The organism is Thermocladium modestius (assembly GCF_055398215.1).
The window spans coordinates 889774-915896 of the sequence record NZ_AP043731.1 but is presented as its reverse complement, the minus strand read 5'-3'; the positions used below and the strand labels follow the sequence as shown (position 1 = coordinate 915896).

The window sequence follows — 26123 nt, the reverse complement described above, 5'->3', positions numbered from 1 at the left end:
CCCGGCTCACTTGGCTCCTGCTTCCTTGCCCCAAGCCTTAATTAGTCAACTATCGATTCCCAGTACACGAACTAGATGCTGAGCATAGTTAACACCAAGTGCCCCCATCATTAATCCGTGAATGCCGGCTGGATAATGGCTTGAAGTGATTATCTAGCGGAAGGCTTAAAAAAGGAATAGCATCGGAGGCTCTTAATGCCGATCTCAGATCAAGAGAAGCTGAGGATAGCAATAGAGCATAGATTCGGTTACTGGATATGCAGGAACTGCGGGGCCAGGAATCCGATAAACGCCGAGAAATGCAGGCGATGCAAGAGCAAGAATCTCAGGCCTAAGAGATTCAAGCATTAAGTTATTTAGTTATCAGTTATTATTCTCGCCTCGGTTATAGATTAATGGGTCTTGATGCCAAAGATTAAAAACGCACGTTGATCCGGAATTCGGATGATGAAGATCTCGAGTGCTGGTTGGTTGATGAGAGGCTCGCATCGCTGATCTAAATTATGGAGGGTCCTTGGGAGTGGACTTCCATGCTTGCCTGGTTTTTATCGCTTGGATTGTCGGTTCACGATTTCAATTAGTAATCGTGATAGTTCGCCCAAGTCATTTACCTTAATCATGGAATCGCCCGGGGCCTTGCTTATACGTGATGGATCCACTTCATCAAGGTTAATATTAAATCCTAGGCACTTGCTTAACTTATTGGCGCTTATCAAATAGTAATCGCCCAATCTCACGGCATTGCTATCTATGCATGCGTTTATTCGCACGGCGGGATCCCCATTTATGTATCTCACCATTCTTCCTGTCTTAACTGCTAGGTGAGCATCAATTAATAGCCCCAGAAGGGCTTTGAATGCCACCTTATTAACCCAGGAGGAGGGGGATATCTTCCGTATTTCTTCATTTAACTCGTTGAACAAGGAATCCTCGTCCAGCGGTCCCCTGCTCATCAGTATATCCATTAACAGCTTATACTGCGGAAGCATGCTGGCCAGGTAGGAGTGGAGCTGCTTGGCTCCCTCGCCCATTCTAATAGCATCATATATCATCCATCCATGCTGCGTAAGCTCTATTCCATCTTTTCCCTCCCTCACCAGTTCTATCCTTAAAAAGAACCGCGTTATATCTCCCTTGCCCTTTCCTATATCCAGTCCCCTCTCCCTTATCTCGTCCCTAGTCAAGACACCGTAGTTGCCGCCCAATGCCTCTATATATGCCAGCAACTTGCCTAGGCTAACCCTGGGGAATGGAACGCTCCTCTGAACATTTAATGCCATAGCGATAAGCGAGCGCCTCCTCCCTTAAAACAATGTCTTCCATTAGTGGAAATAATACTGAATTCCTCCATATTATCCATTCACTGCCCTTCCTGGAGCGGAATGCCTCCTTGGGATTAGTGGATGGACGACTTGCCGGCGAAGGAATGGTCCCTAAAGTCGCCATCATTTATACGACGGCGAAAAAGTCGATTCTTATCTCAGGTGCGCGGGAATTAGATGGAAAGTTATGGTCATTGCCTAAATTGATGGCTTTCCATAAAAAGACACCTAATCATCTTCAAGATGGGATCATCAACTACAGGGAGTCACGTCCACCTCTACTGTGGTGGATGCAGAGGAAGGACCATAGTATATGGTGCCCCAATAAGTGGAGTACGGCCCATAATCAACGGTTATAGTATATTTCCCAGTTATGGCCGGCATGGGGAGGGTTATTGAGAGAGGCTCATGTGGCGGCATTGAGTATGCGTAGGAAGCTGAGTATCCGTTTGGACCCGCGACGCTTACATCAACAGATCCACCGGGCACCATAAGTGGAGACGAACCTATGAAGACGGAGACGGAACCTGTCCAATTGTGCGGCGGCATGCATATTGGATCATCTATGGTGCCTCCCGGCCCCACGGATGTAGTGGTGCTGGATGAGTAGTGCCCGAAGGGCTCCACGTACACCCCGGTGAGCGGCGGGTAGAAGGAGTGCCCATCATACGTGTACTTTATGGGCAGCTGCGCCATCAACACGTCGCCGAAGGCGGGATTACTCTCCATCGCTAGGTTGACGCCGATTATGGTCACTGTTGTGGTCGTCTCCTTAACGGTGGCCGTTAGTCCGGCCGCTATGGCGGCGGTCACCGGGATATCAACGCCCGCAGCGCCGGCGAGGGCTAGGGCGATCGCCCCCACAGGAATCGAGGCGGAGAAGGCAAACGGGGAATACTGCTGCACGTTGGAGAACACGAACCCATACTCCTGCCCGCTCTGGGTTAGGGCCACCTCATCGAATGGAACTGGGTTCAGCGTGTAGTACTTGCCGAGCTCGCTCAAAAAGTTGGTCAAGTTAGACGTGCCCACCTGGGAGGATGGGTATGCTTGGAAGTTGGAGGATTGAACGTAGCTCTCGTTTGCGTACTCCCCAGTGAAGAACCACGAGCGGTCTATCGGGCACCAAAGCCCCAACTCCGCAACACCAACAGTCCCCCTAGTATACATGGCGGCGAGCGATGGATTATTGACACCAAAACCCGTTGAATCATACGAGCTTGTGGTGTCCGGTCCCAGGCTGGTCCCTATTATCTGGAAGCCTATTGAGGGCTTGGCGGAGGAGCCCGTGGGCACCGCAGCCGACGCGGAGAACGATAAGGAGACGGACTGACTGCTGGACGCGTAGGAGAATAGACTGCCAGTGAAGGCGTTTCCATCGCTGTATTCAGCCCATATTAGGGGTATGTAGGTCTCGTTGGATTGCCAGCTCCAATCCACGAGCCAGAGGCACCCGGAGGGGGTTGGGGGGGTTGGTATGGAGAGGGAGGCGCCTCCCCCGCGGGGCTCTATGGTTATGCTGTCGTTTGCTTGGGTGACCATCCTCCACCCTCCCCCCACGGCGGCCGCCACCGCGTTCACCGGGTTCTCCTCCTCGCCTATCACTGCGTTGGGCTCGTAGGTGGTGAAGTGCATGCCGTACCACGCCGTGGACCCGTTGGTGTACGTTATGATGACCTCGATCCCCACCCGCGTGTCCCCGAAGCCCTCAGCGGCCCACCGCCTCGCCACGCCGTATAGGGCGGATAGGGGCACCTCCGCGGCCCCGTTGCTTGACGTGCCGTTCCACGCCTCCACGATGGGGTCAGGGGAGCCGGGCGGGAGAAGGGCGAGCACCTGCACCTCCGCGTTTACGGGCTTGCCGTGCACATACGTCTCCACTGTTAGGCTGGGCGCAAGGGCGCCCGACGCTAGCAGCGCCACAGCCAGCGTCGCTATCGCCGCCGCTAGCGCGTACAGCAAGTAGCCCCTGCGCATGGGGTGAGGTCTCGTGATTGCTTATAAGCGTTGATGGAGGTCTGCGGTGCAGACTCGCCTATGGCGTGGAGGCTTCGTTGCTCGTTAATGACTTGGATGTCATGAAGGGTTCCGGCAGCTGGGTCTGGAGGCAAGGGCAGCCGTGAGAATGTTGGTCTCAAGGCTCCTTTAAAAGTATGGAATGATTTATTTGAAGTGGGTTTCCTTGGGGAAGGCTTTAAGTAATTATTATTGCTTTCTGCGTCCCCACCTGAAGAGAACTACGCCGCCCCATATCATCACTGCCCCCAGCGCTATAAATGGAATCATGAACAACAATGAGGCGTAATTGAATTCTGTTCCCTGGGGGCTCGTCTGTTGCATTATCTTAATTGAAATCGAGGGGGATCCCCCTGTTATGTTGTACGGCCACACTAGCAGTACTTGACCGGGTTTCAGCGCGGTGCGGTATGCCATGTAGTTTCCCTTAAAGAAGGTCGAGTTTACCTCGCTGTAATTTAGCAATAGTATTCCTCCAGGTGACAGCGATTCCAGCCGGGTCCGCGCTGCTGGCAGTATGGCTGATTGATTAGCTATTTTAAATAATGAATGGCTTGCATTAATTATAACAACAGCCGCCCCGCTGCTACCGGGCATAAATGATGGAGACACTCCTAGTATCTTGGAGCCAAGCATTGTCATATTATACCCAACCACTGCTCCAGTGCTTACAGATGATGTGGATAAGTAAAGAAGCGAAGTGCCTATCCCCAAAATGATTATTGCACCCACGACTATTATTATTATCCCCACCACTTGGGCTAACACCTCAGTGAACCTCGTGTTTTTCTCGCTCATGAAAAAAGTGCGACCGGCGCTGCCTTTTAATGGTAATGATGTGGTAGGTGAGTTAAGCATGCTGCCCAAATCAACGTTATTCAGTGGACCTATGTAGTGCCAGGACCGGCCGTGCCTTGCATACACGTACTCCCTATCTCCTATCCTCTTTACCACGAACACGCCCTCCTCGCCGCACTTCGGACAAATACCTCTCCCAATAGACCTAGAGCTCAATTGGGTCCTCTCTGTTGAATAGAGTGGGTCTTTTTAATGGTAGCTGTGTGGTAAGTTGAGTAATAGAAGACTTAATAGAGCTTTGCCTTAGATCAATGCATCGGGACCGCGCGCTTCGAGCCCTAAGGGGCTATGCCTTGACTCGACGCGCTGCTTGCTTACTGGACTCCTCTGCCAACTCCTTGTCCCACTTCTCGTAGTCCCAGTACCCTATCAATTCATAGATTTCTTCCCTACTCATCATATCCCCCAACAATGACTTCTGGGTCCCCTCCTCCTTAATGGTTCTCAACGCCTTCCTAACAGCGCCCATCGCGTAGCGAAAAGTGGTGACGGGGAATATCACCACCTTATACCCAAGCTCCTCGAATCTCTTGGCCGTTATGTAGGGAGTCTTGCCGAACTCCGTCATATTTGCAAGAAGCGGTGCCTTGACTCGCTGAGCGACTAATCTAAACTCATCCTCGTCGTGCAACGATTCGGGGAATATCATATCGGCCCCAGCCTCGACGTAGGCATTAGCCCTATCTATTGCATCCTCAATGCCATTCACGTCCCTCGCATCGGTCCTGGCTATTATTATGAAGTTCTCATCCCGCCTAGCATCCACCGCCGCCCGTATCTTCTTTATCATATCCTCGACGGGGACAACTCTCTTCCCGCCCAAGTGCCCGCATTTCTTCGGGAATTCCTGGTCCTCCAGGTGAATGGCCGCTGCGCCGGCATCTTCCATTACCCTGACCGTCCTAGCCACATTAATGGCCTCCCCGAAGCCAGTGTCCACATCAACTATCAAGGGAAGATCGACCGTTTCCGATATATGGGATACCTGCATTGCGAGCTCCGTTAGTGTGAACACCCCTAGATCCGGCAGTCCCAGCATGTTGGAGAACGCCGCGCCGCCGAAATATATCGCCTCGAAGCCCTCCGCCGCGGCCAACATGGCGGTAATTGGAAGAAATACGCCTGGAGCAACCACTATTCCATTCCTTCCCAATCTCTCCCGGAACCTCTTTCTAATCTCTCTCTTATCCACTCCCCTCCGGAATAGGATGGGGTCCATGAATCGCGCAAGCCCTCATATATTAATAAATAAATCGCAGGTAAACGGAAGACATCAGTTCTTAATTGCCGCGGTGGCAATTTAAGCTATGGTCACACAATCATAATGCCCTTAGGTTTGGGTTACCCAACGTTCACGTGGATTGGGTTTTCATGGTTGTATTGATGTTTTGCGATATCGAATCATTGCCTTGCCTCCTCAATGCTGCCACTAAGGCAAAGGGCGACACCGGCGTAGAGTCGCGTAGGCAATGTAATGAAGCAACTAGATTGTGGGGCATTATCTTTTATAGCCGAAGCGTCTGAGTAATTCCTTTCTTTCTGACTCATCGTCGCTGCCCTCCACTCCAAGCGGTGCTGCCCCGTCTATTACTCCAACCACTCCCCTTCTTTCGGGGGATTGCTCGGCCACTATTATGGTTAATGGATTCGCCGTAGCGGCGAATATGGTCACCACCTCCTGCACGTTCTTTATGGCGTTGAGAACGTTTATGGGATAGGCGTTTCTTATGAAAATGGAGAAGACATGCCCTGCCGCTATTTTCTTGCAAAGCTGTATAGCAGCATTCCGCAGCTCTTCATCGTTTCCCTCATGGCGTATCAATCTCTTTCCGCTCGCCTCGCAGAACGCCAAGCCGAATTTCACTCCTGGAACTGAGCCCACTATAGCCTCATATAAATCCTCAACGGTTTTAATGAAGTGGGCTTGGCCCACTATCACGTTGGAGTCCTTGGGATACTCTACATCCACGGCCTCCAATTTCATAATAACGTAATTGCTCGGAAATTTAAAAATGTGAGCTTGGTTCATCTTGGACCAAGCATTATAGGGAAATTCATTAATCTACCTCCTAATCCCACTTGAATTTAAAGGAGGGCATTAACTTGTTGCTTTGTTCAGCGTCGTGATGTGTTCTTTCCAAATATGATTGAGGCATGCCTATATCGCTGCTTTGCCTGGAATTTTGCAGTTGAAGGGGTTTATTCCCCCTGAAGAGCCGAGGCATGGCTCTACCCATCATGATGACCCTCCCAATTATCTGCTTGAGAGGAGTTTATTGCTCGGCAACATTTTTAACCGGGCCATGGATGTATCGAGCGATGGACCTCAATTCAATTAAGTCGTTTGTTAAAGATTATGTAAAGAAGAATGGATTGATCGAAGTCAGATACGTTAAGGTAAGGGAGGTGGAGGGGGTTAAGGGGCAGTCCATGGTCTTGATCGGAATATACTTGGATAAGCCCATGAAGTTCGACGCCTTGATGGGCCTCCTTAATGGCTTAACTGCCTTGATAGGCGCTGGAGAGCGGTGGATATATGCTCCTCACGGCAAGGAAATAAGATTGATGATCGCTCAATCAACGGCTCCAAGCACATATAGGGGGCGCGGCTAATAAGCAGGTAGGCATTCATTGACTACCCTGGATTTCTGGGCGTGACTTAATCAAAGGACCTTCACTCTTCGCCCTCTTATATAGTGTTGGGCGGCTCCAATTACCGCGATGTAGAGCAAGAGGAGCGCGCCGATCAACGCATCCTCGCCGTAGTAGTAGGATAGGATCCTCAGCACGGCAGCGGCCCCCACGGCAGCCGGTATCCAGCTGGAGTAACCCTTTGGCCATATCCATAATATGCCTGGTGCAAGCATTGGAACGCATAGGGATAGCATTATGGGCGCCAAGAAACCTATCGCCATTGCGTGGAAGTAATATATGCTGGGCAGCCCCATCAATATCGTAGCGATGGCCGAGGGCAGTCCCACAGTTAATCCCACGATCAACCCCATGGGCAGCGCGACGGCCAGTCCCTCGTTGGCGTTCACAATGGGTAGCCCCATCAATGCGATTATAATGGCTATGAATGCTGCCCTATCCGCTTCAAGCCACAAAAGAGATGCAACTATCGGATATAGAGGAAGCAGGAGCGCATCCAGGGGGGTCGGTTTCATTCTGTTACTAACCCTCCTGACCAGCCCCATCGCCGATGCTATGGGAAAGCCAATCAATCCCCACTGAAACCCAAGAACCGCTGCCCCCACATCGCTGAGCAGTCCTGCCAGGGTGAACCAGTTGGGGAAATAGAGGGGTTTCCCCCCAAGTCCTTGTTTGGCAAACATAATGGCATAAATGGACGCCCAAAGCACGGTTAACGGTCTCCAAGTCCAATTACTTGCCATTAACAATGCTCCCCACAACATCAATAGGGATGCGATCAAGATTGATGCTTGCTTTGATGGCATGAAATTAGTGAAGCCGGGATGCTGGCTATACATTATGCCCATGTAGAACAAAGTCAGTGCAGCTAGCATGGTGCTGCCGTGAACTGCGTAGAAGAATGGCGACATAGCTGGGCCAATGATCGCCAGCGCCAATCCAATCCACAGCATTGCTTGGGATACCCGTATTTGAAACCTGAAATGGTGGTGGTAATCCATCGGAGGCAGCTCCTGCTTGGATTTCCCGAGCACGTTCTGGAGATGGCCTTAGCTGGTTAAAAATATTGGTTAGCAATCGCGTTGGTGCATGAAATTTAGCCGGGAATGTCGCCATGAGTCAATGCCCGGCAGCTGCCTTTTTCGCCGCGCAGTCGTTGCAAGCATATACTCTGAACTTGGTTCCAAGCGGGGGGAACTCATGCTCTACTATTGTGGCATCCTTGTACGACACCTCCCTCAAGCAGTAAAAGCAAATCACGGTCCAGCGACGCGCGTAGCTCCTCATTTACATTAAATCCATACGAATAGTATATAAGCTTAGTCTTGTTGGGAGGATAAATGCTTGCCTCAATTAAGGTAATAGATGAGAAATGCATTGGGTGCGGGATCTGTTGGAGCGTATGTCCTAAGGCCGTCCTAGCGGGAGAGCTGAGGGGAGTGGCCAGGGTCATTAATGGAAATGCATGCCATGCTTGCTTTTCGTGCCAGAACAATTGCCCAACCAATGCAATATACGTGAGCCCCACCTCGAGCCGATTTCCTTAACCACATGATGGCATAAAATGCTCTCGGTTTTAATGATTAATAACCATTATTTATTACCCTTAAGCATGGTCGGAGTGATAATAAAGAGCGATGATTACCAAGACCTATACGTTGCATCGTCGCTGGTGGCCTCGCTGGTCCTCAGGGGGGATGACGTCGACGTATTCATAACGGGCCGCGCAGTAAGCGCGTTCGCTACGGGCCGCGCGAGCAATGTGGTAGAGGCCATGAAATCCCACGGCATGGATTACATGGATATATTAAGGCAAGTGAAGGATATTGGCAAGTTGAGGATACGCATCTGCACGGGGATGATGGAGGTGCTTGGATTAAGCGAGTCTAGCCTGGATCCACTGATAGATGGCGTATCCACGTTCACGGATTTCGTGATGAATAACGATAACATAATAGTCACGTGAACTCCGCTGTATTTCTTTTACTTCATTTAACTTCAATAGTGTTTCCCTCAGTTAGTGGTTTCTAGGTGTGGGTTAAGTTTTTTAATTGAGATAAGTCGGCATTCCCCATGGAATCGAGGCCTAAGGTGATTGAGGAATTGATGCGTGGAAATCCTAGGTTAATGATTTGCCCTAGCTGTGGTGATAGGATGAGGGTTGAAAGTGAGACCGCCAGGAACAGCGCGAGCTACTACGTGGCTGAGCGAAGCATTAAGTGTGGGCGATGCGGCTTGAAGATACGGCAATACGTATATATGTTGAGGGGATAGCCATGTTCAAGGGCAGGGATGTTAATGTACACATAGAGAGGACCGCCCGCATAATAATGTATGGCTTTCTCCTTAACATAATCACAATAATAGCATTAGTCGTCTCCATATCATCCATAACTATAAATGCGAAATCGCCGTCGGCGGGGCTAGTTAGGGGTCTCCCCCTAATTGATTATTTCTCGGCCGCATCAACAATAATATTGGTTCTCATGGCATTGGCGGCATCCATGGTATCATATATGGCGAGGCTCAGCACACTCCGCCGCGAGTTCAAGGACGCCAGGAGATTAATAAGGATATACATAATCGTTAATGCAATCGCCATGGTATTCCTAGCCACGTACTTCGCCAGGATAAGCCCGTTTCTCCAGTTCTGGACCAACGGTCTCACCACTGGGTCCGCCGCGGTTCCCGTCTTGGTCGTATCATTATTGGTGCTGCTCCTGCTCGGCATAGTAGTGATATATATGGGTCTAATCAGCTTGGGGCGGGTAGAGGACATGTTCCGGCCACATCGCAGGCCGGGCGGTTCCCCCAGGCCCCCGCCTCAATGAGGAGGGTCATCAATAGGACCCCGCTTGATGCTTAGAGGCATCGCCTCCCACCTTATACGGATAATGATGGTATTATTAATCTTGAGCTGAGCTAATGTATTTCCATTAATGCGCTAAAAGGTCTAGTTCTTTGGCGTGGAGTAGTTCCAGAAAGTGGTGTATGGGGGAAAAGCAGAAAAATATATTTTTTAAGACTTGATTAGGTGACTTGGCATAGCGTATAGTATAGCCGTGGTTGGTGATTCCCCCGTGCCCGACTTGCCCAGCAGGGATTTAGTGCGATTCTCGCGGTGGGGAGGCTTAGAGGCCAAATACATTCCCCTCTCTAGATTCGCGGTTGCGATAAGCAATGATGGCTTATCCATATCAATACGGGGCAAGCAGGTCAACCTGGATGGCGTGTTCCTGAGGAGCCTTGGGCTCTTCATAGATGTTGAGCAGTTCTTCTACAGGACGTCGCTTCTTAGATCCATGCAAGAGATGGGGGTGGAGATAATAAATTCCGTTGATGGATTGCTGAGGACTCGAAATAAAATGGAGACGCTCCTGATGCTGAGCAAGGGAGGAGTGAATGTACCTAAAACTCTGGTCACGGAGGATTTACTCAATGCCTACGCAACCATGAAGCAGTGGGGAGACGCCGTGCTCAAGCCAATACAGGGATCCCGCGGGTTTGGATCTGTTAGGGTGACTGACGCCGATGTTGCGTTTCAAGTAATGAAGACGCTATTGACATTTCGTCGTCCCCTTTACCTACAGGAATACATAGATAAGCCGAATAGGGATATAAGGGTGATGGTGATAGATGGCCAGGTGTTTGGCTGTATGTATAGGCTATCCACGAATGGAAACTGGAAAACCAACATAGCTCAAGGCGCGACAGGCATGGCTTGCAAGTCCGTGGATCCAGAGCTGGCGGAGATATCCATCAAGGCCGTTGAGGTTCTCGGGCTAACCTACGGTGGGGTGGACGTCGGCGAGAGCAAGTCCGGTTATATCGTGTTCGAGGTGAACGGCAGCCCGGATTGGCAGGAATTAACCGCTGTAACTAATAAAAACCCAGCAGAGGATTTAATCAAGGTGATGCTGAAACGATTATCGAGGTGAGTCGCGTTGACTAAGTGGATGATAAGGTGCACTAGATGCGGCACTGAGATGGAGTTCAATGTGGCGTTCGACCTCTCTAAATTGAACGGTCACCTATTCATCTACTGTAATAAATGCAAGGCAAATACGGAGCACGACATTCTGGGAGTCTTCGATCCATTCACGGAAAGATTCATAGATAAGAACGAGTTGGCCAACCTTAAGTTCAAGTCGATAGAGATGGATTAATTCCTCTTAGTTCACAGTACTAGTAAAGAGGCGTAACCCCCAAGACCCCGGGAACCCCCCTCAAGGCGGGGAAGAGGTCAGAGTATATGGTGTCTATTATTGGAGAATAGTGCAGGTTCACAGAGTTGCTATGCTAACCTAATTTATTTAGGGAATTAATCCCTGCACTTGCTTTCGTATTCTTTCTGTTTTAAGTAGAGTTTCGTCAATTTCTCCTTTAGATTCCGAATGGAGCTCGTCAATTCATTAAGCCGTTGTCTGTAATCATTGCTTAAGCCGTAGCCTATCTGTTGCTTCAATTCCAGGTCCCTTGCCTCGGTTTCCTTGCTATTCAATTCCTTAGTCAGCCTATCTATTTCGTCCGTTAATAAAGAGAGGGCCTCCTTGCATTTAACCACTGCCTCCTCTTTCTTTCTCTGGAACTCATTTATGTATCTATATACAGTAGTCTCCTTCTCATGATTGTTAGGATCACTTATTATCACTTCTATGGCCTTGATTATCTTCTCATCGTACTCGCTTATCTCTTTAACATAATGATCCAGCTGATTCATCACGGCCTCAATGCTGGCCTTGCCTGGCGCCTCTTTGGCTGCCTCGTAGTCGCCCCCGTTCACGGTATTCGCCGCACTCAGCACAACGGAGTCGCCCCTTATGATTAACTTGCCGTTAACATCTATGTTCTCCTCAACCCCCTCCTTGTTTATGATTATGAAGCCAACCACCTTTCCTGTCTTCTTCTTATATCTAACGTTCCTTATAATGCCGCGATACTCATCTCCAACATACAGCTTCCTTTCCTTGTAGCTGGCTGGGGTAATATATTCACTGCTATTACTGGCCTGGCTAAATTTCTTGAACCAGCCGAAAAACATGGTGGAAATCGATAATCTATATTTAAATTTCAAGCGGTTAAAATACGGCATGGATGAGTGGGAGGAACTGAGATCGGCCGTTTCCAACTGCACCAAGTGCAGACTACACGAGGGGCGGAGGCATGCGGTGTTGGGAGAGGGGCCATTGAATGCGGAGTTAATGCTAATAGGGGAGGCGCCTGGAGCTCAGGAGGACATGACTGGTCGGCCATTCGTTGGAGCCGCTGGGAAATTGTTGAACGATATGCTGGGCGAGGCCGGCCTTAGCAGGGATAGAATATACATAACAAACATTGTTAAATGCCGTCCACCCAATAATAGGGAACCGCTTCCGGATGAAGAGGAGGCCTGCCTGCCCTACTTGATAAGGCAGATAGTTCTAATAAGGCCTCGATTGGCGATCACAATGGGGAAGCACAGTTCAGCTGCTCTGCTCTCCATGGCAGGCGTGAGGATCAATGGCATTTCCGAGGTCAGGGGTCGCCTTCGTTCCATTAAGGTAGGAGACGTTGAATTAACGGTGTTGCCCACGTATCATCCGGCCGCCGCAATCTATAACCCACGGCTCAGAGCAGCAATAGTTGGGGACTTGAGGATCGCCGCCAGCTTCATGTCTAGGAGGAGGTCATCCATTTTGGATTTCATTGAAGATGAAGAACATCGATCGGGGCATTGATTTTTTCCTTAATGAAATCCAGCACTCCATTCCTCCTAGCCACAAGTATCGAGAAGCCTCCTATTGATGCTCCTGCCTGGCGTATTATGTTTAGCAGAGCGTCAATTGTTCTTCCGCTCCTCATTATATCATCAACTATAAGCACTTTATCCTTTCTCCCAAGCAAGTCCTTGGGCAAGTAAATGCTGGTTCTTCTAGGCGGGGAATCCACTATATATGATGATTCATAGAACTCCTCGAAGCCTGCATCCTTGTATTGCTTGGCTATGGTTAGTCTAGCCCTCAACGCGCTGGCGGCCACCACCGCCAGCGGTATTCCATCCGTGGCCACTGTTACCACGCTGGTTATATCGGATTGGCCGAACAACTTGCTCACCCTTCGTTCATATAGTTTCAGCACGTATGGATTGAATATGACGTTGCTTAGGTCTATGTAGTCTCCCTTGTTCTTTATCAACATGGGCATTAGCCTGGGCAATTCCAGCTCCGCCTCCAGCTTCCTAACTATGTTTGAGGCCGTCTCGGCCGACGGCAGTATATCGCCGTTGGCATACCTGCAAAGCACGCTCTCGGGTATGCCCAGGGTATCCGATAGTTGCCTGAAGGAGTAGTCAAAGAGCCCCCTGATTATGTTTATCAACTCCACCGCCTCCAGCTCCACGCTTAGCTTCTCTATCCTAGCCATTTAAAGAGTCGTTTAAACAATGGCCTTAATTAATTTATCGCCTTACGCGTGGACCTCCAAATACGTATACGGGGCACAAGCGATTTAACTCCGCCGCTGCCCAAGCAAGGCGTGTCGGAAAGCGTAGATGCGATAAGGGGATCCCTTAGCAGCGCATTGAGGGGGAAGAGGTTGGTTCTAGCCATGAGCGGGGGAATATCCATCTATAGATCCCCCGACATAGCTAGGTTGCTGATACGGCATGGAGCTGATGTTTTGCCCTTCATGAGTCGAGAAGCCGTTAAGTTACTCGGACCTAAGGTAATGGAGTGGGCTACGGGAAACAAACCGGTGGTGGGGCTCAGCGGCTATGCGGAGCACGTTAACATATGCGGTAGAAGCGACGTGGTTTTAATATCGCCGGCCACCGCCAATACCATCGGCAAGATATCCAACGGAATAGCGGATACGCCGATATCCCTATGCTCGATGGTGGCCATAGGCGCTGGGGTTCCCTTAGTGGTGGTTCCAGCAATGAATGAATCCATGTGGCGCAATCCATTGGTTAAGCGCAATCTGGAGACCCTCTCCAAGCTGGGAGCTAGGGTGGTGGAGCCCATAATAGAGGAGGGAAAGGCGAAGCTCCCGCCCATAGACGAGGTGGTGGAGTCAGTCATAGATTCATTGTCGCCAAGGGACATGATTGGAATGAGAGTGCTTGTCACGAGCGGGCCAACTAGGGAGTACATAGATGCCACGAAATACGTAACCACGCCCAGCAGCGGCTTGACTGGGTACTACATGAGCAGGGAAGCCGCGGCTCGGGGCGCGTCGGTTACTGTGATCAGTGGCCCTGTTGGAATGAGGTACCCGCCCAACGTAGCGGTTAAGACCGTGATGAGTGTCTTGGATATGTATGAGGCAGTCATGAATGAGCTTAGGACTGCTAGCTATGATTTCGTGATACTGACGGCAGCTCCGCTTGATTTCTATGTTGCTAACAGGGAGCGGGGAAAATTGGATAGCTCCATGGAGCGGGTCTTGGTAGAGATGAGGCAAGCGCCGAAGATAGCCCGGGACGTGAAGCGCGTCTCCCCCCGCTCGTTTTTGATAGGATTTAAGGCGGAGGTGGGAATCGATAGGAAAGAACTCGTGGAGAGAGCCATGAAGAGGATGAGGGAGGGGAATTGGGATATGGCTCTCGCACATGATGTGGGAGGAAGCCTGGGCTTCGGTTCCCTGCTGGATTCCTACTTGATGATCTATGGATCGGGGGAAATAAGGGAGGTGGGGCCCATGAGCAAGCGCGAGTTATCACGGTTGGTATTGACGGAGGCGATTAGGCTTCGCTCGTCATTATTTTAGGCCTTAAAGGGCATGTGCAATGGCGGTTAACCTATACCGTGCGTAGTACCACTTCATTCTGGCACCCACATCCAACAGCCTCCTGCCCAGCTCTGCGTGGGCCATGGCCACTATCAGTGGGTGATAGCTGGGATCCGAGCCGTGATGCTTGTGGCTGCTGGCCACTATGTAGGGGGTAATCCTTATTCCGCTATAGTAATACAGCATGCCCAGCGTAGTCTCATCGCTTAGGAATCTCCTGATTCCGGAATCGATTGATTTCAAGGCGTCGCTCAGCCTGTCCAGCATGTTTGTGTTTATTGACTCCAATAGGGGCTTGCTCAGCCTAACGCCTTGCTTGGGTCCAATGAAAAACACCCCGCGCCACTTGCCGGCTATCCTATACCCATACACTTGCGGTTCATCTTGGAGCTTCACGCTGCGGGAGAGGAATCTCTGTCTATCCTCCCGTCGCTCCCATGTCTCCCTATCCAAGATGGTGTAATGCATGTATTTACTCACCAACTCGGAATCGATTTGAGTTATTGATTCATCCAATACGTTATCGCTGTCCACCACCAATGAATCCCAGCCCTCCGCCTTGGCGTCTCGGATTATTTGCATGAAGGTGAGGCTCCTATCTCTCCAGTTACCGAACCGCAGCTCTATCGGCGTTCCCTCAATTACTCTCCTTAATATATCGATTTGCGCGGGAGAAAATACATTATCGATGTATGCAATTCCTCTTTCCGCCTTCAGCAGGTCCAGGTTTAGGAGGAAATAAAGCAGCAGCTCATGTATTCTATAAAAAGGCAAGTAAGTTATGAGCAGCATCCAAGGATGGCCATGCATATAGGCAAAATAAACTTTACGTCAACAGCTTAGCGACTTGAGGGTAAGTTTATTAAGCATTATGGAGGCGTAGAGCGATGAAAATAGCGGCGGTCCAGCCGTTGCCCGACCTAGCTATGGCGATGAAGTTGATGGAGACGGCCATTAATGACTCCTCCGACGTGGTCATGCTTCCCGAGAAGTGGATTCAACGGGGGACCGCTGCGATAGATGCAGCCATCGATATGAGCTCAACGTTCAACGGATTAATTATTCCAGGCGCGTTCGAGATGAGCGGTGAGGTGAGGGCGCCCATAATTAAAGGCGGTGAGGTGAGGGCATGGGCCATCAAGTCCCACCTAACTAAGGCTGAGCTATCCAGGGCTAGGCCCGGGCCCGGCCCGCTTCTGGTGGAGTTTCGGGGAGTCAAGATGGGCATCATGATCTGTTATGACGCTGACTTCCCGGAAATAGCCCGTGCGCTTACGGTTAGTGGGGCGTCCCTATTTCTAGTCCCGTCCAGGATACTCCATAGGGGTATCGATATGTGGCGCATCTATATAGTGGCCAGGTCCTTGGAGAACAGGGTGCCCCTAGTAAATGCGAATGCGCTGGATCCTCCAATATTCATGGGGGGATCTCGGGCCGTGGAGCTTAGAGAGGAGCAGGGAATAATAATGGCAATGGAGCGAGTATTGGGAGGCGAGCCGGGCATTCTTTACTATGAACACGGTGATTCTCTCTCTACTTTCAGGAAAGAAAGAATCAAGGAACTACGTAGCTACCAAGTTAGGGTCATCTCCATTTAGTGAAAGTCCATTGATCCTAGCCTCATAGACACACGGCTATGAATTCCTCATCATGATCGACGACGGAGCACCCCAACGTAGATATCACCGTCATGGCCTTCTCAACATCTATGGCCGCCGGCGGCGACTTGTGCTCGCCCCATATAACTGTCCTGCCTATCCCCTTCAATTTTCTAAGCACTTGCTCCTGCTCGCCTCTGTATAACGCGTGCATTATTATTACAGCGTCGAATCCGGACCTGAGGGGCGGCGCTGTAAACGAGCCAGCAACGATGTCCACGTCCTTGCCTCCGTCCTCGCCGCACTTGAGGAGGCCCATTAAGGCATATATTGAGATGTCCATGCCAACCAAGTAGCCATCCAGGGATAATAGGTACCTACCCGTGCCCGCCGCCGCGTCTAATACCCTCCAGCCCCTCACCAATTGCCTTAAATAATCTGGGCTGAACCTGCCCGACTTATTGCATAGATGCTTGAGCACTTCGCTCTCTGTCATGGGCGGCGGTCGCTCCCTGATGAGTTTCGAGATGGTTTCATTCGATATATGCACCCCGATTCCTCTGAATACCATCTCGGCTATGAACCACGGGCTTGATTTACCCATATATATCATCCTTGGCCTAAGCGAAAGAATTGCCGCAACATTATCATATCCCCCAGGCAATCTAATCCTCTTTCCACCTTCAATGAAGGCCCACTTGGCCACCCCGAACCCGGCCACCGTCTCATCTAGGTTCTCGCTAGATCCCAGGAACACGCTCATATTATTATGTTAATCTATTATTCCTTTATTAATGAATCGCCCTTTTCAGCCTAAGCAGGTCGGCCAGCATGACCTCCGCGGTCCTGGCGGAGGGACCGGCGGGCCCCCTCAAGCTTACGGTGTCTCCCCCAATCCGTATCTCTATTGCGTTGTAATTGCCGCTGACCGATGCCAGAGGAGAGCTGGCGTCCACTTCCATTAACGTGACTGCCATTTCCCTCGAGTCCATATCTGCAACTGCCACCTGCTTAACCCTCCTGCCTGCTTTAATTGCTTGCCTAATGCGTTCATCATCTGCATCGAATCTGGATAGCTTTACGTCCCTTAGAGTAGCGTTCAGCCCCAGTTGATTGGCCAAAATGACGAGCTTAGCGCCGGCGTCCCACCCATCCAGGTCTATCCTTGGGTCAGGCTCGGCCAGCTTCTCCCTAATCGCCAGCTCCACCGCGTCCTTTCGCGACAAGCCTTCCTCTATCTTGGTCAACACGAAGTTTGTGGTGGCGTTAAGGGTTGCCTTTATGGAGTTTACCTCCCTACCCCACAATCCCCTCACCAAATCTATTGCCGGGGTTCCCGCCATCACGGTCGCCCTATATTCTATGTTTGCGTCTCCCTTGACTGCGGCTGCCATTAACCCAGCGAAATCCAGCGCCAGCCCGGTCTTGTCAGACGTAACCACGCTTACGCCGCTGGAGAGCAGTTTTCTATACATCGAGAGATTGGGTTCTCCGGTATCATAGCTGGGCGGTATCGATATTATTGCCGCGTCGATTCCAGCATCTATTATATCATCTAGCCCCATGTCCATGCTCTCTCCATATATTCCATTTTCTATATATCTACTTAAATCCCTGGCCTTCATGCAATCCCGCCTCAGCACTCCTCCCTTGGAGGCCATTATCGCCACCACGCAATCATCGACTCCCCTCCTGATGAGGAGCTTGGCGAAGTCCCTCCCAACGTTTCCGAAGCCTATGAGCGATATTCTCATGCTACTCCCAATCCCCAGAAGATTTTATAATTAATGCCCAGCACCTCTGTGTGCTGTAATTAGTTAGGCTTGTGTCTCCAACGGTGAAAAAATTTTTGCCGCCTTGTAACTAGGAGTTTTTATAGCCGAAAAGGGATTATGGGAAACTAAGGGAGTTCCAGTTGGGATTCACGATCAGTTCCACTTATTGTTTCACATAAACTGAAAATCAGTGGAGAGAGCAGTTCTAATTAAGGGGCAGCGAACAGATGCAGTTCATGAGAATCAAAACAAACATGAACACAATCGCGCTGTTGGCGGCCGCATTAATGGTAATGCTGTTGGCGGCAGCAGCCTCGTTGCACGCGTCAACTACTAATACAACCACCACTGTGACCAATACGACCACCGCTCCTCCCCCCACTAACACCACCACAACCCCGCCTCCGACCAATTCATCCAGCACAGTAAATGCTACCTCCCAAGCCCAGAACTCGACGTGCGTGGCGGCATTGGTTCACGTGGAGCTCAGCCAAATGTTCTATTATAGAGTATATCCCCTTGCCAACGCAACCCACAATAATGAGACATTGATGTTGCTCAGCCAGGCCGAGAACTTGACTGAAACCGCCAAGGAGTTGATAAACGAGTCCCAATGCTTTACTGCATTGAAGGACGCTATAGAGGCGATTCACTTGGAGCAGAAGGCATTTGTCCAGTTGGTTCATGAGAAGCACCTCAACAGAGCCACGGGTCTCCTGGCCCAGGCAGAGGCCGAGCAGCGGGAGGCCTCGGTGTTGCTAAGAGAGGCAACTGCGTTTAACGCAACCGAGGCGGTCGGCAACTTAACGCGCATAATGGGTGAGCTAAGCAATATAACCTCGTACCTGAGCACCGGCAACTCATCATCCCTGAACGCCAGCAGCATAAGGGCAGAGCTAATTACTATACGTGCTCAGCTGAACTCGATCAGGACATCCATAATAGAGGTCAAGAAGCTCCAAGCAGCCGCTGCCAGGGCCATGCTTAGATCATCTATGTACATAAACTCCACCTCAATATTCTACAATACAACTGGCAATGCATTTGGAGCTTACAAGAGAATAGAGCATATATACAATGCATTGTATAGGTCGTATATTGTGTTGCTAAATCATGGATACAACGACACTCAGCTATACCAGTTGATACAGCAACTGCAGCAATTGTTGGGCAGTGGTCCCCAGGGAATCCGCAGCGGTGGCTTAAGCAAGATATCGCACTCGATTCATTCACATGGGCCTCATGGTTCAGGCAATGGGAAGGGACATAAGCATTAAATCGATCCCTTAATTATTTCCAAAAAAGCCCCTCCTTTTTCTTCTCATCATATTAAAGCGAATGGAGTTAGTATCGTCTCAACAAGTTTATAAAATGCCACGTTAGCCGTGGATTCAATGATATTTAACAGGGAGCTTTCGCTGGTATATGATGCATCTGGGCGTAGTTTAGCTGAGTTCTTAATTCAGATAAACGAGGATAGGCCAGGTATTTTGGCGGCAATTGGTAATGCATATGCAGATCACGGCGTGAATATAATAAATATTTCATATAATAGAAATCAAAAGATGATCCATATAATAGCGGATATGAGCGGGAGCGATATGGGCATGGGGGAATTAGAGGAGCTCCTCAAGAAGTTCTCGTTCGTATCAGGGGTTGTGGAGAAGCCCCTTGAAAGTAATGCTCACTTAATTCCGAGCTTGTCGCTGCCAACGTTTTGGGGTAGGCGCGTGGTAGTGATAGACATGGATATGCTCGTCTCGATCGGCGCTCCCATTTTCAAGATAGTTCAAGAGATGGGTAGATTGGATAGATCACGGCTTTCCGATATATCTCCTCAAATGCTGAGGCTGGTTCAATTGAGGGGATTAGCCAGGATAGATTTGGTTGTGGTGGGCTCCACCGTAAGGGCCAAGTTATGCAATGAGGATGGGTTGGACCTAGCGATGAATTACTTGGAGGGATTGTTGGGGGAAATACCTTATCGCGTCTATAAAAGCAAGGAAAGCGAGGCCTGCGTTGAGCTGGAGATAAGCAAGTTATGAAGCGGTTGAGGCATTGCTGCTGGTCGGTTCTTCCTGCTTGTCCGCTCGCTCCATTTTAGTCAAGTAATCCAATAACCCCGCTTCCTGAAATAGCTCGCAGACCCTGCACACTTCCCTTGATGAGGGATAACCGCAGTACTTACACTTATGAATGGTCGGCTCAACGCCTTTCCTCACCAGCTTGGAGAGATTATCCCCGAAGGATACTAGGGAGTACTTTATATTTGGATTATCGCGCTCCATCTTAGCCAATGTGAACTTCAACTTATAGCGGGGATTGGTGTATACATAGGGACACTCCAGCTCCATTAATGGTATTCCATGATAGTAGGCATAGATTGCTATCTCTTCCTCCCTCAATAATCTAAGGGGCTTTATCCTTGGAATGAATTTATCCTCGTCCACCTCGTTCTCCGGCGTGGCCCCGAACCACGCGAACCTCTTCAAGTCATTCCCCATCACGTTAAGCATGACTGTCTGCGCCTCATCATCTATGTTATGGCCGGTCGCTATTTTTGTCAATCCGTGTTGTTTTCCGATTATGTTCATTGCCCTGCGACGGAGTACTCCGCATATGGTGCACATATGGGTGTTCTTGCCCTTGCTCCATAATCCTTGCGATATATCGGCCGCTGTGTATCCGTATATATCCTTAAACGCAAATGTCTTATATTCTATTCCATACTCATCTGCAATCTTCTTAACTATATCCACTCGGCTCATCCTGTAAAAGCAACTGAATGGTTGGCCCTCATTCACGCTAAACGCCAACAAGTAAGTATCCCTAGGTATTTTTCCCTGCCTCCTGAATAGGCCAAGCATGTGCATTAGCACGAGGCTATCCTTGCCTCCGCTCACCGCTATGCCGACCCTATCGCCGCTCGCTATCAATTGATATCGCCTAATCGTTTTGAGCACTGTATCCTCCATTTCCCTGAACAAGCAGTTGAGGCAGAGGGATTCACCGCTGGACTCGCGGCGAAACGCCGCTTCACGCTTACCACACTTGCTGCAGATCACCATCCAAGAAGCAATCTCGGCAGTCCAATTAAATTTTGATCTAGCTGCTCAAAGTTAGGTCCATACATTGCAATCACAGCTATTAGCTGACCTCTCCCAGCCCTAAAGGGCGAGGTTTGTCCCCCCTTTATCAAAGTTAAGACAACTGGCTCTCGACTTGAGGAAGCAGGACAAGGAGTACCGGCAACTCTATTCACAAACGGCTCAACAGATTGCAGACCGTTACTACGAGGCTAGGGACAGGTTCCTCAACGGACTAGCACGGTTCCCTAAAGGGAAGAAACCCCATAAGTACCACTCTCTTGTCTACCCACAGAGCGGTTGGAAGATAGGAAACGAGGTGGATTAGGACTAAGAGTGGGAAGAACAAGAAGAAACTAGCGTTAAGGCTGTCAAGCCTTGGCATATTCAAGGTCATTGCCCATAGGGGCTTCCCACTAGACAAGGTCAGGAGGGTCATTGTTAAGCTAACGCTCGCCGAGAGGATCTACATATCCTTTGTGGTTGAGGGCGTCGAATTCCCTCAAGTGGAGAAAACGGGCAAAGTAGTCGCAATTGACGTTGCCTGCTAAGCTCCGCCCTCTACCCGTGGCGCTGAGCCATAGGCAAGGTGGGGCTAGGAAGCAGGAAGCTCCGCCCTTTAGGGCGGGGTAGCTCACATGTATTCATCCCCTAGATCATCGTAATTATAGGTAGGCCCGTAATCCAGCAATAATTTAGCCATTATGTTTAAGCCCTCGCTTCCAAACATTCTTCCTATTATATAGATGTGCTGCCGTATTAGATCGTATTTCATTTCATCGGTTATGGTTAATTTGTATACGTATTGCTTTGCATTATTCATTGCCTTCTGCCGTTTAGCCACCAACCCCCTCGTATATAGCCTGCTCAGCACTGTTAATATGGTGGTGTAGGCAGTCTTCCTTCCGGCCTTGTTTAATTCATTCCAGATTTCATTTGCTGTGGCCTCCTTCAGCCTGCCCAGTATTCCTATTATATCGGCTTCCAAGGGGCCTATTGTCAAGAGCCTCCTTTTCTCTGTACTTACCATTAGAGTTGCTTTTCTCCAGTTGTAGTTTAAATGCTTTTCTCTCGTTAATAGACGATATCACGATATTTTGATATCCATTCGAATTTTATATACATATGGAGCGTATTCCCTGACTATTCTTCTACCGATTATATTGCAGTTAACATTAGCCTCTATACATTTGTTCAAAACTATAGATTCCGCCTCACTCCATGGATTCTCCTCGCGGCCTGTATGGTAGAAATGTATTATGCCACCCTTAGCAATACAGGATAAAGCATCGATCAGATACTCTCCCGCGCCTAATGGAAGCGTCATTATTACCCTATTGAATCCCTGCTTAACGACGTTGCAAAAATGACGCGCATCGTCCTCTATTGGGATCACCTTTCCTCGAACCTTATTTAATTTCACATTACGTTCCAGGTAAATGACTGCGTCCGGATTCAATTCAACAGCATGAATCGAAGACACGTCGGGCTGTCGCTTCAGTATGGCAAACGCATAAGGACCTGCGCCGGCGAAAAGGTAAGCTATAGACTCATTTCGGCCAACCATCAATGATAAATCCAACCTATCGCTCTGATCCCTGGGAGAGAAGAACACCTTGGTGGGGTCTATTAAAAGCCTATACCCCAATTCCCTGTGCATAACCTCCGTGGGTCCCGGTATCAATACCTCAGTTTCGTACAGCCTAAAGGCTCCCCGTCGAGCGCCAACTCGCCTCACCACCGACTTCACGTTCTTGTTGAGCCTAATCAATGCTTTTGCTATTTCATATTTGTACTGCTCCAGCTCGCTTGGTATTTCGACGACCACCACAGCCCCTTCCCTGGATCCTATCACATCAAAGCTATTTGGAACTAGCCCACGGAGCTCCATTGGAACATCCACTGCATCCCTAAGCCTCATTCACTTGAGGCTACCAGCAACGGCTTTATAAACGGAACCCAAGGATTCGATCTTTTGAGATAGTAATACAGGGCTCTCTACATCGATGGATATTTTTCCTTAATAGTTGGGGGTTTTAGACAAGGAATTCCCGGTCCAGCTCAGCGAGTGAGAAGGAGGGGCTCCTATTTCCCATTACAGGGGAGAAGCAGCATGGATGTGAGTAAATGAATGTTTAAAAAATAAATCCACTCAATTATGAGCGGCAATTCTCTAAGCAACAGGACGGACCGTGGTAATCCCCCAGAATTCTAGGCTTCAATTTACATGGAAGATGCTGCCATACATTCCTATTTACAATCATTAATTCTTTGAATTCATCCTAATTGAGGCTGAATGAGAACCCTAATCCTAATTGCCTTTTAACATTGTGAGAAGTAGCCAGGCATTTCTCTTACCGTTTATTGGGTAAGATTGAAAGTCAGTGCCCTAGGTTGTGGGGGTTCATCAGAGGAATCTTGGTATCTCCCGCCTCTCCGCTTGTTGCTGTTGTGGAGCCCCTTGGGCGTTTCCCTTCTGCTCAAAGTAAAGCCGCAGCAGCTCCGGCACCGCGTTGTCCACATCCATCTTCTTCAACAGCTCCATATACTCCCCGGTGTGGTCCACGTCTACCTTTATGAATGAGACTGCTATCTGCCTCAGCTTCTCCTCCAGCTCCTTCAGCATGTCGGTTGTCATTACGGACGTTATTAATGGGTTGCTCAACCATGATTCGAAATCCTTGACCGTTCTCTCTATGTAGAAGAGCATTGCCTGGGCGGAGAGCAGCAGCGCGAATCTATCCTGGGACGCCGCGTACTCGCCGTATTTATCCAGGTCATCCAATAGCTTCTTCTGTCCATAGACCCATCCCTCCAGCCTATTCATCAATCCCCTTATGTGATTCTTTATTTGTCCCTCCACGGTTTCCTCGCTCTCCATGGCTTGATGTATAGTCCCTCTTTATTAAACCTTTTGTCTTTATATTAATTCCAAGAACCCAGCCAAATGCGGGCTCGACAGTGATGGTGAGTTCCATGCCTTAATTATTAAAGCCTTTCCAATGAACCAGGACTTAATTATCCGTCTCCGGCGTTAAGGGGGAGGGGAGAGGTAAATAGCCCTTCATTTAATCCTAAGCTTCTTCTAGTTGCCTGGGATCGTAACATTGAAAATAAATGATCGCCCTCTTAATTATCTGATTATTATCGGGATGGATGGGAACGCAACATTAAAAATCCCCACTTATTTTTACGTTGATCCAATGCCCAGAGAGCTGGAGCGCGGTTATAGAATTCTGTTCAATGGGAAAGGCAAGTACTTCAGACCCATGGGCATTGCCATCGTGGTCATCCTTCCCCTATTGATGTCCATATACGTCGGCCTATCCGTTTATCAATCGTTGGTGATAAGCTTCGTCTATCTATTGGCAGTGATGGGCTTGCCCTACCTCATAAAGCTGCTCGTCCACGGCGTCGGCTCCTATAAGATGTACTTCACAATAACCTTGGTTATGTATATGGAGTCCGCCGTTATAGATCTATTGCTGACGGTGATTAGGCGGGTGCCCATGGTTATGATAGGCGTGATGATAATGCTGCCCCTCACATCCACCACAGTGACCCTTCTCCGCAACCCCGGCAATAATCAATCCATAACCAGCTATTTATGGGATTTATCGAAGTTATTCTTAATGCTGCTCATATTCCAATTAGCTGCATATACATTGATACTGGACAAGGTGATAGTTGGATTGAGGGTTTTTGGGATAATAGGAATAGATATATCCATGTTCCTTCTATCCATATTAATAGAGCTGCTGGTGTTGGGCCGGCATAAATCCCTAGGCACATTCAATTACCTGGGCATGTTTGGAACGTATATTTACTCAATAACTGCCCAGGATGGTTCCTTCTTCGAGGAGGCATTGGCCGCGCGGGCGGTGAGGACTAAGGTCAAGACCCACATAGTGAGGCTGGCGGGCTATGATCACGCCTTCCTAATTATTCCATATTTTCACGGCGGTCCTATAAGGAACGTGGGCGGCGGGGATATAATTCCCAAGATAATGGATCTCGGCAGGGAACTGGGCTCTTCGTTGGTGTACGTTCACGGAGTCGGCAGTCATGAATTGGATCCCGTGACGCAAGTCGACGTGAGCAGGATACTGGAATCAATAAGGAGGACCTTAATGAGCATCCCCAACCCCGCTCCCGCTTCAATAGAGTCAATACCCTTGACCACTGTAATTAAGGGAGACATAAAGCTGACAGCCATCCCGCTCGGCGAGAAGGTCTTGACAATAGTATCCCGCATTAATAAGTCGACGGACGACATACCGCTTAGGGTGTATGATGAGCTAAGGCAATTGATTGGCCCCAGCTTGGATAAGTATATATTAGTGGATGCCCAGAACGGCTTTGGAAGCGATAATTCGTGGGATGATAATGATGTTAAGTCACTGGCCGAGGCGATAATGGAGTTGGAGAGAGCGCCAGGGTGAAGTCACCCCTACTGTTGGGCATTGGTCACCTCGATGCAAGCGAGGTGAGCGAGGATCAAGCCGAGATAGGGAGTGCGGGAATATACATCATAATAGTGGGGTTCGGTGGGAGGAAATTGCTGTTGATAGACATAGATGGAAACAATATAACTCCCGAGCTCAACAAGAGGTTAGTGGAGGGGCTTAGGGATGGGTTTGACGATGTGGTGATAATAACTACGGATAATCATCAATTCACTGGGTCATTCGGCAAGCTTGGGTATAAGGTGGTTGGGGAATCCATAGATCCGGACAAGATGGTTATTAATATAAAGAGGAAGATCGAGGACATAAAGCTCTCGCAAGTTGCCCCAGTGCATGCGGAGGCTGAGGCCGAGGTTAACGTGATCGGCGAGGATGGATTTAAGGGAATGGTGGAGGCCGCCGCGAAGACGGTGAATGAAGTTCCCCAGTTCGTTTTTCTGTATTTGGGTCTTCCATTGATACTCGCGTTGGCTATATCCCTTCTCATATAATCCCTCGGACCGCCGAGCCTCAGTTATGTATTGTGCCTTTCATGCATGTACTAGCGATAAATTCTTAAACTTAGACTTAATCGGCTTTGAAG

Annotated in this window: 32 protein-coding genes and 1 pseudogene; 16 read left to right on the top strand and 17 right to left on the bottom strand. The window is 49.4% G+C overall.

Annotated elements, in window-relative coordinates; translation table 11 throughout:
• Positions 1-195: 195 nt before the first annotated feature.
• A complete protein-coding gene (locus ACZ5ZS_RS04665; RefSeq protein WP_188596496.1) occupies positions 196-351 on the top strand; it encodes a 50S ribosomal protein L40e in 156 nt (51 codons plus the stop codon).
• Positions 352-545: 194 nt separating this feature from the next.
• Here the strand turns inward: ACZ5ZS_RS04665 and ACZ5ZS_RS04660 are convergent, their stop codons facing one another.
• The 6 genes from ACZ5ZS_RS04660 to ACZ5ZS_RS04635 form a co-directional block, all read right to left on the bottom strand.
• Positions 546-1280, bottom strand: coding sequence for a hypothetical protein (locus ACZ5ZS_RS04660; RefSeq protein WP_188596495.1), 735 nt, complete (start codon positions 1278-1280; stop codon positions 546-548).
• Positions 1281-1574: 294 nt separating this feature from the next.
• The gene (locus tag ACZ5ZS_RS04655; protein WP_464858587.1) at positions 1575-3299 is read right to left on the bottom strand and encodes a hypothetical protein; all 1725 of its coding nucleotides are present in this window, start codon (positions 3297-3299) and stop codon (positions 1575-1577) included.
• A 228-nt stretch (positions 3300-3527) separates the two neighbouring features.
• Complete coding sequence (locus ACZ5ZS_RS04650) at positions 3528-4298, bottom strand: hypothetical protein (RefSeq protein ID WP_188597180.1); 771 nt, start codon at positions 4296-4298, stop codon at positions 3528-3530.
• 184 nt (positions 4299-4482) lie between these two features.
• A complete protein-coding gene (gene prpB / locus ACZ5ZS_RS04645) occupies positions 4483-5415 on the bottom strand; it encodes a methylisocitrate lyase (RefSeq protein ID WP_188597179.1) in 933 nt (310 codons plus the stop codon).
• A gap of 279 nt (positions 5416-5694) precedes the next feature.
• Complete coding sequence (locus ACZ5ZS_RS04640) at positions 5695-6180, bottom strand: adenosine-specific kinase (protein ID WP_229657769.1); 486 nt, start codon at positions 6178-6180, stop codon at positions 5695-5697.
• An 85-nt stretch (positions 6181-6265) separates the two neighbouring features.
• Positions 6266-6436 (bottom strand): hypothetical protein, encoded by a 171-nt coding sequence (locus ACZ5ZS_RS04635; RefSeq protein WP_464858584.1) that lies wholly within the window; start codon positions 6434-6436, stop codon positions 6266-6268.
• 79 nt (positions 6437-6515) lie between these two features.
• On the opposite strand from ACZ5ZS_RS04635, the gene ACZ5ZS_RS04630 reads away from it, so the two are divergent.
• A complete protein-coding gene (locus tag ACZ5ZS_RS04630; protein WP_188597177.1) occupies positions 6516-6809 on the top strand; it encodes a hypothetical protein in 294 nt (97 codons plus the stop codon).
• Between the two features lie 50 nt (positions 6810-6859).
• On the opposite strand, the gene ACZ5ZS_RS04625 is transcribed toward ACZ5ZS_RS04630, so the two are convergent.
• Together ACZ5ZS_RS04625 and ACZ5ZS_RS04620 are read right to left on the bottom strand one after the other, a co-directional pair.
• On the bottom strand, positions 6860-7882 hold the full coding sequence (locus ACZ5ZS_RS04625) for a hypothetical protein (RefSeq protein WP_188597176.1): 1023 nt from the start codon (positions 7880-7882) through the stop codon (positions 6860-6862).
• An 85-nt stretch (positions 7883-7967) separates the two neighbouring features.
• Positions 7968-8135: a hypothetical protein gene (locus ACZ5ZS_RS04620; RefSeq protein ID WP_188597175.1), complete on the bottom strand. Its 168-nt coding sequence runs from the start codon at positions 8133-8135 to the stop codon at positions 7968-7970.
• A gap of 53 nt (positions 8136-8188) precedes the next feature.
• On the opposite strand from ACZ5ZS_RS04620, the gene ACZ5ZS_RS04615 reads away from it, so the two are divergent.
• The 6 genes from ACZ5ZS_RS04615 to ACZ5ZS_RS04590 all read left to right on the top strand — a co-directional run bounded on the left by ACZ5ZS_RS04615 (position 8189) and on the right by ACZ5ZS_RS04590 (position 11014).
• Complete coding sequence (locus ACZ5ZS_RS04615; protein ID WP_188597174.1) at positions 8189-8395, top strand: 4Fe-4S dicluster domain-containing protein; 207 nt, start codon at positions 8189-8191, stop codon at positions 8393-8395.
• Between the two features lie 65 nt (positions 8396-8460).
• The gene (locus tag ACZ5ZS_RS04610) at positions 8461-8814 is read left to right on the top strand and encodes a hypothetical protein (RefSeq protein WP_188597173.1); all 354 of its coding nucleotides are present in this window, start codon (positions 8461-8463) and stop codon (positions 8812-8814) included.
• 107 nt (positions 8815-8921) lie between these two features.
• Complete coding sequence (locus ACZ5ZS_RS04605) at positions 8922-9122, top strand: hypothetical protein (RefSeq protein ID WP_188597172.1); 201 nt, start codon at positions 8922-8924, stop codon at positions 9120-9122.
• Entirely contained in the window at positions 9077-9679 is a 603-nt protein-coding gene (locus tag ACZ5ZS_RS04600) for a hypothetical protein (RefSeq protein WP_188597171.1), read from the top strand. Before ACZ5ZS_RS04605 ends, ACZ5ZS_RS04600 begins: the two co-directional genes overlap by 46 nt.
• Positions 9680-9928: 249 nt before the next feature.
• Positions 9929-10786 (top strand): ATP-grasp domain-containing protein, encoded by an 858-nt coding sequence (locus ACZ5ZS_RS04595; RefSeq protein ID WP_229657768.1) that lies wholly within the window; start codon positions 9929-9931, stop codon positions 10784-10786.
• Between the two features lie 6 nt (positions 10787-10792).
• Complete coding sequence (locus ACZ5ZS_RS04590) at positions 10793-11014, top strand: hypothetical protein (RefSeq protein WP_075059905.1); 222 nt, start codon at positions 10793-10795, stop codon at positions 11012-11014.
• 155 nt (positions 11015-11169) lie between these two features.
• Here ACZ5ZS_RS04590 and ACZ5ZS_RS04585 read toward each other — a convergent pair whose 3' ends face one another.
• On the bottom strand, positions 11170-11889 hold the full coding sequence (locus ACZ5ZS_RS04585; RefSeq protein WP_188597170.1) for a GumC domain-containing protein: 720 nt from the start codon (positions 11887-11889) through the stop codon (positions 11170-11172).
• A gap of 49 nt (positions 11890-11938) precedes the next feature.
• Here ACZ5ZS_RS04585 and udg point away from each other — a divergent pair, with 49 nt between their 5' ends.
• The gene (udg, locus tag ACZ5ZS_RS04580) at positions 11939-12565 is read left to right on the top strand and encodes a type-4 uracil-DNA glycosylase (RefSeq protein ID WP_188597169.1); all 627 of its coding nucleotides are present in this window, start codon (positions 11939-11941) and stop codon (positions 12563-12565) included.
• On the opposite strand, the gene ACZ5ZS_RS04575 is transcribed toward udg, so the two are convergent.
• Entirely contained in the window at positions 12531-13250 is a 720-nt protein-coding gene (locus ACZ5ZS_RS04575) for a phosphoribosyltransferase family protein (protein ID WP_188597168.1), read from the bottom strand. The genes udg and ACZ5ZS_RS04575 overlap by 35 nt on opposite strands.
• Before the next feature lie 111 nt (positions 13251-13361).
• On the opposite strand from ACZ5ZS_RS04575, the gene coaBC reads away from it, so the two are divergent.
• A complete protein-coding gene (coaBC, locus tag ACZ5ZS_RS04570; RefSeq protein ID WP_188597167.1) occupies positions 13362-14594 on the top strand; it encodes a bifunctional phosphopantothenoylcysteine decarboxylase/phosphopantothenate--cysteine ligase CoaBC in 1233 nt (410 codons plus the stop codon).
• A gap of 3 nt (positions 14595-14597) precedes the next feature.
• On the opposite strand, the gene ACZ5ZS_RS04565 is transcribed toward coaBC, so the two are convergent.
• Complete coding sequence (locus ACZ5ZS_RS04565; RefSeq protein WP_188597166.1) at positions 14598-15407, bottom strand: hypothetical protein; 810 nt, start codon at positions 15405-15407, stop codon at positions 14598-14600.
• Positions 15408-15502: 95 nt separating this feature from the next.
• Here ACZ5ZS_RS04565 and ACZ5ZS_RS04560 point away from each other — a divergent pair, with 95 nt between their 5' ends.
• On the top strand, positions 15503-16213 hold the full coding sequence (locus ACZ5ZS_RS04560) for a carbon-nitrogen hydrolase family protein (protein ID WP_188597165.1): 711 nt from the start codon (positions 15503-15505) through the stop codon (positions 16211-16213).
• 22 nt (positions 16214-16235) lie between these two features.
• Here the strand turns inward: ACZ5ZS_RS04560 and ACZ5ZS_RS04555 are convergent, their stop codons facing one another.
• Positions 16236-16976 carry a class I SAM-dependent methyltransferase gene (locus ACZ5ZS_RS04555; protein WP_188597164.1) on the bottom strand — a complete coding sequence of 247 codons (741 nt, stop codon included), beginning with the start codon at positions 16974-16976 and terminating at the stop codon, positions 16236-16238.
• Between the two features lie 28 nt (positions 16977-17004).
• Positions 17005-17967 (bottom strand): homoserine dehydrogenase, encoded by a 963-nt coding sequence (locus tag ACZ5ZS_RS04550; protein ID WP_188597163.1) that lies wholly within the window; start codon positions 17965-17967, stop codon positions 17005-17007.
• 257 nt (positions 17968-18224) lie between these two features.
• Here ACZ5ZS_RS04550 and ACZ5ZS_RS04545 point away from each other — a divergent pair, with 257 nt between their 5' ends.
• Entirely contained in the window at positions 18225-19265 is a 1041-nt protein-coding gene (locus ACZ5ZS_RS04545; RefSeq protein ID WP_188597162.1) for a hypothetical protein, read from the top strand.
• Positions 19266-19382: 117 nt separating this feature from the next.
• A complete protein-coding gene (locus ACZ5ZS_RS04540; protein ID WP_188597161.1) occupies positions 19383-20033 on the top strand; it encodes a hypothetical protein in 651 nt (216 codons plus the stop codon).
• Here ACZ5ZS_RS04540 and ACZ5ZS_RS04535 read toward each other — a convergent pair.
• Positions 20028-21056 carry a TIGR00269 family protein gene (locus tag ACZ5ZS_RS04535; protein ID WP_188597160.1) on the bottom strand — a complete coding sequence of 343 codons (1029 nt, stop codon included), beginning with the start codon at positions 21054-21056 and terminating at the stop codon, positions 20028-20030. The two genes, ACZ5ZS_RS04540 and ACZ5ZS_RS04535, sit on opposite strands and share 6 nt — an antisense overlap.
• A 127-nt stretch (positions 21057-21183) precedes the next feature.
• Here ACZ5ZS_RS04535 and ACZ5ZS_RS04530 point away from each other — a divergent pair.
• A pseudogene (locus ACZ5ZS_RS04530) lies at positions 21184-21616 on the top strand (RNA-guided endonuclease InsQ/TnpB family protein); the annotation flags it as partial.
• A gap of 92 nt (positions 21617-21708) precedes the next feature.
• Here ACZ5ZS_RS04530 and ACZ5ZS_RS04525 read toward each other — a convergent pair.
• From ACZ5ZS_RS04525 to ACZ5ZS_RS04515, 3 genes are all read right to left on the bottom strand, one after another.
• Positions 21709-22104: a BlaI/MecI/CopY family transcriptional regulator gene (locus tag ACZ5ZS_RS04525; RefSeq protein ID WP_188597159.1), complete on the bottom strand. Its 396-nt coding sequence runs from the start codon at positions 22102-22104 to the stop codon at positions 21709-21711.
• Between the two features lie 57 nt (positions 22105-22161).
• The gene (locus tag ACZ5ZS_RS04520; RefSeq protein ID WP_188597158.1) at positions 22162-22995 is read right to left on the bottom strand and encodes a class I SAM-dependent methyltransferase; all 834 of its coding nucleotides are present in this window, start codon (positions 22993-22995) and stop codon (positions 22162-22164) included.
• A 486-nt stretch (positions 22996-23481) separates the two neighbouring features.
• Entirely contained in the window at positions 23482-23955 is a 474-nt protein-coding gene (locus ACZ5ZS_RS04515; RefSeq protein WP_188597157.1) for a DUF2153 family protein, read from the bottom strand.
• Between the two features lie 322 nt (positions 23956-24277).
• Between ACZ5ZS_RS04515 and ACZ5ZS_RS04510 the strand changes: the two genes are divergently transcribed.
• Positions 24278-25516, top strand: a complete 1239-nt coding sequence (locus ACZ5ZS_RS04510) for a DUF2070 family protein (protein ID WP_464858577.1) — start codon at positions 24278-24280, stop codon at positions 25514-25516.
• Positions 25513-26031 (top strand): DUF2070 family protein, encoded by a 519-nt coding sequence (locus tag ACZ5ZS_RS04505; protein ID WP_464858575.1) that lies wholly within the window; start codon positions 25513-25515, stop codon positions 26029-26031. Before ACZ5ZS_RS04510 ends, ACZ5ZS_RS04505 begins: the two co-directional genes overlap by 4 nt.
• Positions 26032-26123: the final 92 nt, after the last annotated feature.